The 8,103-nt window shown below is 66.8% G+C and carries 9 protein-coding genes and 1 rRNA gene; 5 read left to right on the top strand and 5 right to left on the bottom strand.

From position 1 onward, the window contains the following. The coding region (locus tag VEY12_05395) for a site-2 protease family protein (GenBank protein HYM39563.1) at positions 1-895 on the top strand (895 nt) is incomplete at its 5' end. Here VEY12_05395 and VEY12_05390 read toward each other — a convergent pair. Further along, complete coding sequence (locus VEY12_05390; GenBank protein ID HYM39562.1) at positions 888-1,871, bottom strand: hypothetical protein; 984 nt, start codon at positions 1,869-1,871, stop codon at positions 888-890. The genes VEY12_05395 and VEY12_05390 overlap by 8 nt on opposite strands. Before the next feature lie 77 nt (positions 1,872-1,948). On the opposite strand from VEY12_05390, the gene VEY12_05385 reads away from it, so the two are divergent. Beyond that, entirely contained in the window at positions 1,949-2,386 is a 438-nt protein-coding gene (locus VEY12_05385; protein HYM39561.1) for a GNAT family N-acetyltransferase, read from the top strand. A 9-nt stretch (positions 2,387-2,395) separates the two neighbouring features. Here the strand turns inward: VEY12_05385 and VEY12_05380 are convergent, their stop codons facing one another. The 4 genes from VEY12_05380 to VEY12_05365 form a co-directional block, all read right to left on the bottom strand. Further along, positions 2,396-3,913, bottom strand: coding sequence for an ATP-binding protein (locus VEY12_05380; GenBank protein HYM39560.1), 1,518 nt, complete (start codon positions 3,911-3,913; stop codon positions 2,396-2,398). A gap of 29 nt (positions 3,914-3,942) precedes the next feature. After that, the gene (gene dnaG, locus VEY12_05375; GenBank protein HYM39559.1) at positions 3,943-5,268 is read right to left on the bottom strand and encodes a DNA primase DnaG; all 1,326 of its coding nucleotides are present in this window, start codon (positions 5,266-5,268) and stop codon (positions 3,943-3,945) included. 206 nt (positions 5,269-5,474) lie between these two features. After that, positions 5,475-5,951, bottom strand: coding sequence for a topoisomerase (locus VEY12_05370; GenBank protein ID HYM39558.1), 477 nt, complete (start codon positions 5,949-5,951; stop codon positions 5,475-5,477). Then, positions 5,951-6,280 carry a DUF167 domain-containing protein gene (locus tag VEY12_05365; protein ID HYM39557.1) on the bottom strand — a complete coding sequence of 110 codons (330 nt, stop codon included), beginning with the start codon at positions 6,278-6,280 and terminating at the stop codon, positions 5,951-5,953. The genes VEY12_05370 and VEY12_05365 overlap by 1 nt, the downstream gene beginning before the upstream one ends. 191 nt (positions 6,281-6,471) lie before the next feature. Between VEY12_05365 and VEY12_05360 the strand changes: the two genes are divergently transcribed. From VEY12_05360 to VEY12_05350, 3 genes are all read left to right on the top strand, one after another. Continuing rightward, on the top strand, positions 6,472-7,170 hold the full coding sequence (locus VEY12_05360; protein HYM39556.1) for a hypothetical protein: 699 nt from the start codon (positions 6,472-6,474) through the stop codon (positions 7,168-7,170). Beyond that, positions 7,167-7,418 carry a hypothetical protein gene (locus VEY12_05355; protein ID HYM39555.1) on the top strand — a complete coding sequence of 84 codons (252 nt, stop codon included), beginning with the start codon at positions 7,167-7,169 and terminating at the stop codon, positions 7,416-7,418. The genes VEY12_05360 and VEY12_05355 overlap by 4 nt, the downstream gene beginning before the upstream one ends. Before the next feature lie 235 nt (positions 7,419-7,653). Continuing rightward, positions 7,654-8,103, top strand: a 23S ribosomal RNA gene (locus VEY12_05350); the annotation flags it as partial.

Raw genomic sequence — 8,103 nt, 5'->3', positions numbered from 1 at the left:
CGGGGGGTTCGCCCTGGCCATTCCGATCACGATCGCAGGCCTGTTCCTGACGGCCGCGAACCCGCGCCCCTTGCTCCCCGTCGCGGGGGAGTTCCAGTTCGTCCAGCCTTCCTTGTTCTACAGCTTCCTGAAACTCTTCTTCCCCATCTCGGCCAACGTCGCCATCCATCCGCTCGCGTTCGCGGGCTGGGTCGGGCTCTTCGTGACCGCAATCAACCTGCTGCCCGCGGGGCAGCTCGACGGCGGCCACATCGCCCGCGCGCTCCTGGGTGACCGCCAGCGCCTGATCTCCTGGGCCGCGGTGGCCTTGCTGGTCCTGATGGGCGCGTACTACTCGGGCTGGTTCATTTTCGCGTTCCTGATCCTGCTCATCGGGGTGCGCCATCCCCCGCCGCTCAACGATCTGAGCCGGCTCGATGTGCCCCGGACCCTCGTGGGCATCGGGGCGGTGGTCATCCTTCTCAGCACGTTCGTGATCCAACCGTTTGTGTTCGTTCCGCAGGTCCAGGGAATCTCCTTCCAGTCCGTCGCGGGCGCCCCGATCTCGGAGCTCACGACGAACGTCACGCCGGCGTCGACGGCCAACCTGAGCTTCGCCCTGAACGACACGAGCACGGTTCCGGACCAGGTGCACCTCGTGATCAATCCTAACAACCTCAACCTCGCGAACTTCACAATCGAGTACGTGAACGTGACGATCGACGGACGCCTGACCGTGGTCAACGGGCCCACGACTTCGTTCACGCTCGGGAACGGCCAGCGGGCGGTGGTCGTTCTCCGCGTCGACGTGCCTAAGACCGCGACACCGGGCGTGACGGCCTCCTTCAGCGTCCAAGCACTTCTCGGGGACACGAACACAGGACCCGGACTCGCCATCAACCTCCACGTCACGTAGCGAAGACGCAGAACGTGCGGACCAGCGAGCGGTGGACGCGCATCGCATGTCGCTCGAGCAGAACCCAACGCGTCTCCCCCAGGGCAATGGCCCCCTCGTCCGGGAGCACGACGGCCACGAAGCGCTTACGGGGCACGACTTCGTCCCACGCGGCAAAGGCCCGTTCGTACAACGCCAATCGGGATTCGCCCCGCGTGGATGCGGCACGGCCGTAGGGAGGGTCCGTCGCGATCCCGTGGATGGTTCCGCGACGCCAGGGCCCGCGTCCCGCCTCCGCGGTCACGAACTCGGCGTCGGCGTGGAGGGCACGGAGGGACTTCCGCGCGCCGTGGACCATGAGGGTCCGGACGTCCCCGCCCAGGGGTCGTAGCCCGATCTTCGCCGCCTCCAGGACCACGCCGCCGGTGCCGCAGAACGGATCCAGGAGGATGCCTCCGGTCGGCACCCGGGACAGATTGACCAGAGCACGGGCGAGTTTGGGGTGCAGGGAAATCGGGAGGCTGAAGCTCCGATGGGTCACCTTGCGCGCCTCGAGCCCGGGGCGATCCACGCGGAACAGGACGCGCCCCAGGAGGAAATCCTCCCCGAGGAGCAAGCGGAAGTCCACGGAGGGCGAACGGAGGTCAACGCGGCCCGTGCGGCCAAAGTCCGCCCCGAGTGCCCCTTCCACGGCGTTCGTGTCCAGGTCCACCCCGAGACCGTGCGCCCGGGTGCGAAAGGTCTTCCCGCCGAGTTCGTAGGATCGAGCGTAGGCGCGGAGCTCGTCGAGATCTCCGTGCGCCAGCTCCTCGCAGACGACGTGGGCAAGACCCAGTCGCCGCGCGGCCCGGGCGACCGGTCCGATCGCGTCAAGGCGGAGGAGTTGGGAGGACAGGGTCGCCTCGCGGACCGTGCAGCCTTCCGCCTCGAGCGCGGCAAGGGCCTCGGCCCGCGGTAGGGTGGGATGCTCTCCCGAGAGTTCGATCCAGAGACGCACGCCGCCGCATCCCGACGGAGGCACATGAGGATGCCGACGACCGTCACGTTGAAAAGGCGGCGGCACTTGGCGGGGCGTTGTTGCAGATTCGGCCGTTCATTCCGAACGACATCCCTGCCGTCGCATCCATCGTGCGCGAGGCGTTGCGCGAGAACTACCCGACTTCCTTGTACCTGGACATCCACCGCTGGTGGCGGGAAGGATTCCTGGTCTCCGACCTGGACGGCCATCCCGTGGGGTTCTTGGCGGCGGTCATCTCCGCAGAAGGCCAGACGAGGATTCTCATGTTCGCCGTAGCCGCGGGGTTCCGCGACCGAGGGATCGGCACGCAGCTCATGAACGCCTTCATCCAGAATTGCGGGATGAAGGGCATCCGCCGCATCGAGCTCGAGGTGCGCCGGTCCAACGAGGCGGGGATCCGCTTCTACCGCCGATACGGATTCGACATCGGGTACGTACTCCCCGCGTTCTACACGGACGGCGAGGACGGCTACAAGATGTTCAAGACCCTTTGACGGGCACGGTCATTGGTATCCCTGGACGTCGTCGCCCTCATGGACGTTCCAGTAGTGGTATGGGGAGGATTCCTTCTGGGCCGCGGACATGTCCGTGCCCACGCCCGCCGTGTACGACCCGTAGCGCTCCTTGATCTGTTCCTCGATGGTTCGGGCGATCTTGATCGCGCGCTTCACGTGGTCTGCGGCGATCGCGTTGGATTCCTCCGTGACCGCGATGTCGCCCGCCGACCGGATCAGGCCGCCCAGCTCCCGCAGACGCAGGGTGAGGGCCCTGTCCTGGTTGTCCAGCGCCTTCGCGCGGCGTCGCGCCTCGTCGATGACCACACGGACCGCATCCACCGTCGCGGCAGGGATGCGCTTGTCCACCGCGATCTCCTGCGCGATGAACTGGGCGAGCTTGGCCCGGTTCGCCTCCGTGTCGGGCATCGTCGTTTCCACGAGGACCTCGTAGCCGCCTCCTGTGATGCGCGAGCGGAGCGGCGAGAGGATGTGGGGGAGGTCCTGGATGTTGCATGCGCCCACGAAGATGAAATCGCAGGGCACGCTGTCCACCTTCACGCTCGCTCCGGCGCTCTGGGGATTGCGCCCCGAGATCGGGAAGCGCTTCTCCTGCATCGCGGTCAGGATGAACCGCTGCAGATGCCCCAGCAGGGGCAGCTCGTCGATGAACAGGACGCCTTGATGGGCCTCGTGGATGGACCCGGCGACGACCCGGTCGTACGGCTGGGTGCCGAGCTGCGGATGGCCTCCGTACGGATCGTGCCGCACGTCGCCGAGCAGCTCCGTCTCGCTCGCACCCGTGGACAGGACGAAGGGGCTCCGGGTGATCGGCACGAGAACCTTGCGCGGGCTCTCCTTCTCCATCTCCCGCCGCTTCTCCAGGGCTTTCTGGTCGAGCACGCGGACCATGTCGCCCGCGCGCTCGTACACGACGACCTCCTCCTTGCCGAACTGGTTCCGGGTCGTCGTGACGCGATCCCGTCCGCCCATCTGGCCCAAGGTCACCTCGAAGATCCCGCTGAACAGGTCGCCGAACGGGTTGCCTGCGGTGGGGCCCTGGGCGACCATCTTGGGCCGCGAGCATTTCGGGCACATGCGCTCGGTCGGCGAGGAATACGTGCCGCAATGGACACACTTGTAGCCGAGGCGCTCCGCGACGTTGATCGGTGCCTCCTTGGGGTCGATCAGGTCGCCCTCGGCACCCGCCATCCGACTCTGCTCCGCGAGGACCTCGTCGCGGCGGCGCACCTCGACGAGGGGCCGCTCGGGGTTCTCAGGGTTGTGGACGATCCGGATTTCCTCGGTGACCGGAGGGAGGTGGAGGGAGAGCGCCTGAGCAATCATGGACTTGCCCGTTCCCGGCGGTCCCACCAGGAGCAGATGGCGCCGCTGCCGCGCCGCGACCCGAGCGAGCTTCACCGCCTCGTCCTGGCCGATGACCCGCTTCATCGGGTCGTCCGGGATCGCGATCTCCGCGGTCGTCTCGAGCTCGTCGAGGGAGAAGCCCTCGTCCGTGGTGAGCAGCTTGGACCGGGCGATGGTCGCCACCTCGCTCACGCGGAGAGGTCGCTCCGCGTCCACACCTCGACGCCCGCGGGCTGCTTGGTGATCGTGCCCATCTTGGTGCCGACCACGGAGTGCATGTTCATCTCGGACGCGATGTCCAGGATTCGCTGCGTGATGATCCCGTCGAAGACCAGGGCGCGGGTCTGCTTCGTCGTCTTCAGGGTCTCCACGAGCTCGCGCACGGGGACCTCCGCGACGACGGAGTCGCCGTCATCGAGCAAGCGGGCCTTGGACGAGCCGCCCATCGCGAGGAGCATGTCGCGGTACTTCTCGAGCTTCGGGTTCAGCGCCTTGGTCGCGGGCGTCAGGGGCGCGGGCTCGCGAGGCTCTCGCGGTTCGCGGGGCTCCCGGGGCTCCCGAGACTCTCGGGGCTCCGGTCGGGACTCGCCCCTGGGCTCGGGACGGGGCTCGCCGCCCGGTCCGCCCTTCGGCGCCGAGGGCGCCTCGGGGAATTCGGACTCGGGCTTGTAGACCTGGCCCGAGAGGCCGTACATCTCGATGTACTGGTCCGCGGGGATCTTGTTCCGCAAGGCCTTCATGATCTGCTTCTGAGTGAGCTCCTCGACCTCCTTGCCGCGCGGTGCGCGGGCGATGAAGTCGACCTCGGCCACCTGGAGGAGCTCGCGCAGGATCAGGTCGCCGCCCCGGTCTCCGTCCACGAAGGCGGTGAGGGCGCGCTCCTTGGAGAGTTCCTGGATGGTCTTGGGGACGTTCGTACCTTCCACCGCGACGGCGTTCTTGATGCCGCTGCGCAGGAGGTTCAGGACGTCCTGCCGTCCCTCGACCGCGATGATCGCGTCGCTGTCGGCGACGTTCGGGCCCGCGGGCAGGCGCTCGGGGCCGAAGGAGACGATCTCCGCGACCGTCACGCTGCCGCGGACCTCGTCCAGGAGGTCCGTGCCGCTCGTCTTGGACTCCTCAACCATGGCGGAGAGGAGCTGCCGTGCGCGCTCGATGATCTTATTCCGCTTCGAGATTCGGACATCCTCAACCTTGTCGACCTTGATGGAGGCCTTGCATGGTCCCACGCGGTCGATCGTCTCGAGGGCGGCGGCCAGGATCGACGTCTCCACCTGGTCCAGGGAGGACGGGATCAGGATGGTCCCTTCCGTCCGGCCTTTCTTGCTCTGCGCGTCGACCTCGATGCGGCCGATACGGCCGCTCTTCTGGAGATCTCGGAGATCTAGTTCCTCGCCGAGGAGACCCTCGGTCTGTCCGAAGACCGCGCCGACAACGTCGGGCTTCTCCACGATGCCCTCCGCCTCGAGGCGGGCTTGGATCAGGTACTTCGTTGTACTCGGATCGATGTTCATGTTTCACGTTCCGGGAAGCGCCGGCCGCTACCGACGACCCGCCTCTCCGGACGGCTCTTGCGCCCCGCAGGGCACGCTTCGCAGCTCCCAGGTCGGGAGGAGTGAAAGGAGGATTCGGATGAGTGGGATCGATGAATCGCGGTTCGACCGCTATCCCAAGTCGTCACTGGAGGCGGCCCTATTTAAATATTCTTGAGCGCTGATTCTCAGCCCCGAGAACGTCTTCGGTCGTCCCGGCGGCGCACGGCCTCCGAGTAGTAGCGCTTGGAGGGGCGCTGCCGGTCCCCGATGGCCGCGAGGGCCGCGATGCGCTCCGCGAAGCGATGGAGCGACTCCACGTCCTTGATGTCCTTGCGACACAAGATGGCGAGGCGGGCCCGCAGCTCGTCGTCGTATCGCACGCCGTTCGCCGTCAAGGCGTCGCGGAGATTGCGGGCGATCCGTCCCCCGCGCACGTCCCAGTCCGTCATGATGATGGCCTCGGGATACTCGCGGGCGATGGCCTCGCACAGCGCGAGAACGGAATTCCCGCGGTTCAGCACGCGGATATCCCCGAGCACGCCGAGCTCCGCGAGCGCGCGGCGGTCGTATTCACCCTCCACGATGACGGGTGCGCGGTGGTTCTTCTCGATGAGGTCCTCGAGGACGCGCTCGAGATCCTCGTGCACAGCGATGTAGTCCATCAGCCGCCCCTCAGGCCCAGCCGCGACTCGACGCGTTCCTTGGAAAGGCCTCGGATGGACACGGTCTTCCGATGACTTCGGTGACCGCCCACGATCCGCAAGGCGGAGGGAGGAACCTCAAGATGCTGGGCGAGGAACCGCAGCAGCTCCGCGTTCGCGGCGCCTTCCGTGGGCTTCGCCGCCACGCGCACCACGATCCCGTGCCGCCAGGGATCCACGCCGCGGAACTCCGTGCGGGCGGCGCTCGGCGTGACGACGAGATCGAGCAGGATGCTCCCCGTGGCCGCATCCTCCCGGACCACCGCGGCGGTCGGACGATGAACGCTCATCGTGGAAGCTCTATCGACCCGGGGGACATATGTCTTCCGGCATCGACGCGAGGTTCCCGCAACCTTCCGGGAGGCGAACGTCCGGGACGGCCTACCCGAGGCGCCGCGGCAACCCCGATCGACGTGACCCCATGTGCACCACGACATTGCCCGGCGACGGCGTCTTATAGCCGCCTCGGGATAACGTCGGCGTGCCTGGGGAGGAAGAGGTCAACTTCGAGCGCGTGACGAAGGTCTACCGAGAGGAGGGCGGGAAGAAGACCCTCGTCGGGCTCGAGCAGGACTTCTACGACAAGCTCGCGGCGTACGTGAAGCGGCTCGAAGAGAACGCGAACAAGGAGGCCCTCGCGAGCCCGAACTCCCCCAAGGCGCTCATGCTCCAGGATGAGCTGCGGAAGGTGCACAAGCGGCGCGAGCAGATCTTTACGTACCGCGAGCGGAAGCTCGCCCTGCTCGCTTCGAGCAAGGCCAGCGGGGCGGAGATCGAGGTGCTCACGCTCCCTCACCAGGACCGCGAGCTGTTCGACGCCATGGTGTCCCTCCTGGTGAAGACCCGCGCGGACGCGTTCGGCGGCTCGCCCTTCGGGACCGAGCCCGGGCCCGTTGAGACGGAAGGAGACGCCAGCGCGGCGGCCTCGGCGGCACCGCCGAAGAAACCCGCGGGGATGAAGGTCCTCTCGAGCGAGGAGACGAAGAAGCCCAAGGTGGCCCCGAGCCTCAAGGACCACGTGCTCGTCCACGTGCTCGAGGATCTGCCCCCCTTCGCGGGTCTCGACACGACCTACAGCCTGAAGAAGGAGGACGTCGTGACGTTGCCCAAGACAATTGCGGAGATTCTGGTGAATCGCGGCAAGGCGCGGATCGTGCAGATGTCCGGGGCGGGCGCGTGACGACCACGCTCGTGGCGCGTCGAAGGGTCGCCCTCCGCCTCCTCCTCTTCGAGGCCGCGCTCCTCGGAGGCATCCTCGGCGCCTTCGCGTTGATCTCGTTGTGGCGGGTCGGCACCGCGCCGCTCCAGACGCTCGTCCTCCTGGGAGGAGCGCTCATCGCGCCCGTCCTCGGAGCGGAGTGGTACTGGGTGCGCAGGGACTGGAAGCTCCTCGACGCGGGATTGGGCGAGCGCGAGCGCGGCCCGTGAGCGTACCCCCGCAAGCATTAAGTAGTTCTCGCGCGTAGGGATGAAGGCTCTCTGCGGCACCTGGGCTCCGCACGCTATGGCGACCCGTTTCTGTGCCGGGAAAGTATGTGCACCCCCGACGCTCGCGGGACGTCCGGCGGGGAAGAGGTAGAGGCCGCGGGAGGAGCTCGGCTCCGTTCGTACCGCGCGCCGCTGATACCGATCATATGCATCCTGGACGTGTGCTAAGCCGACAGGTCAGTGGCTAATGCGCTGTCTGGGGAATGGCTCGGCTCGGGCGCCGATGAAGGACGTGTCAAGCTGCGAAATGCGTCGGGTAGGCGCAAGAAACCTGTGATCCGACGATCTCCGAATGGGACCTCCTAACCGCGAGGTTGTTCCGTGAGGAACGGGAACCCCCGGAATCGAAGCATCCTAGTACGGGGAGGAAAAGAAACCAATCGGGATGCCCTCAGTAAAGGCGATCGAAGAGGGTACAGAGCAAACCGAAGCCTCCGTTGAAAGACGGCGGCGGTGTGGTGTTCGGACTCCGGTACACCTTACCCTGTCAACTCGAACTCCGGTGGAATGCCGCGACCAGAGAGGGTGACAGTCCCGTAGAGGCAAGCGGGGAAGGTGATTCGGGGTATCCAGAGTAGCGTGCGTCGGATATCGCGCGGGAATATGGGTGGCATGAACATCCAAC

Source organism: Thermoplasmata archaeon (genome assembly GCA_035632695.1).
GTDB lineage: Archaea > Thermoplasmatota > Thermoplasmata > RBG-16-68-12 > RBG-16-68-12 > RBG-16-68-12.
The sequence above is the reverse complement of the archived record's forward strand: the minus strand, read 5'-3'. Positions and strand labels throughout refer to the sequence as shown.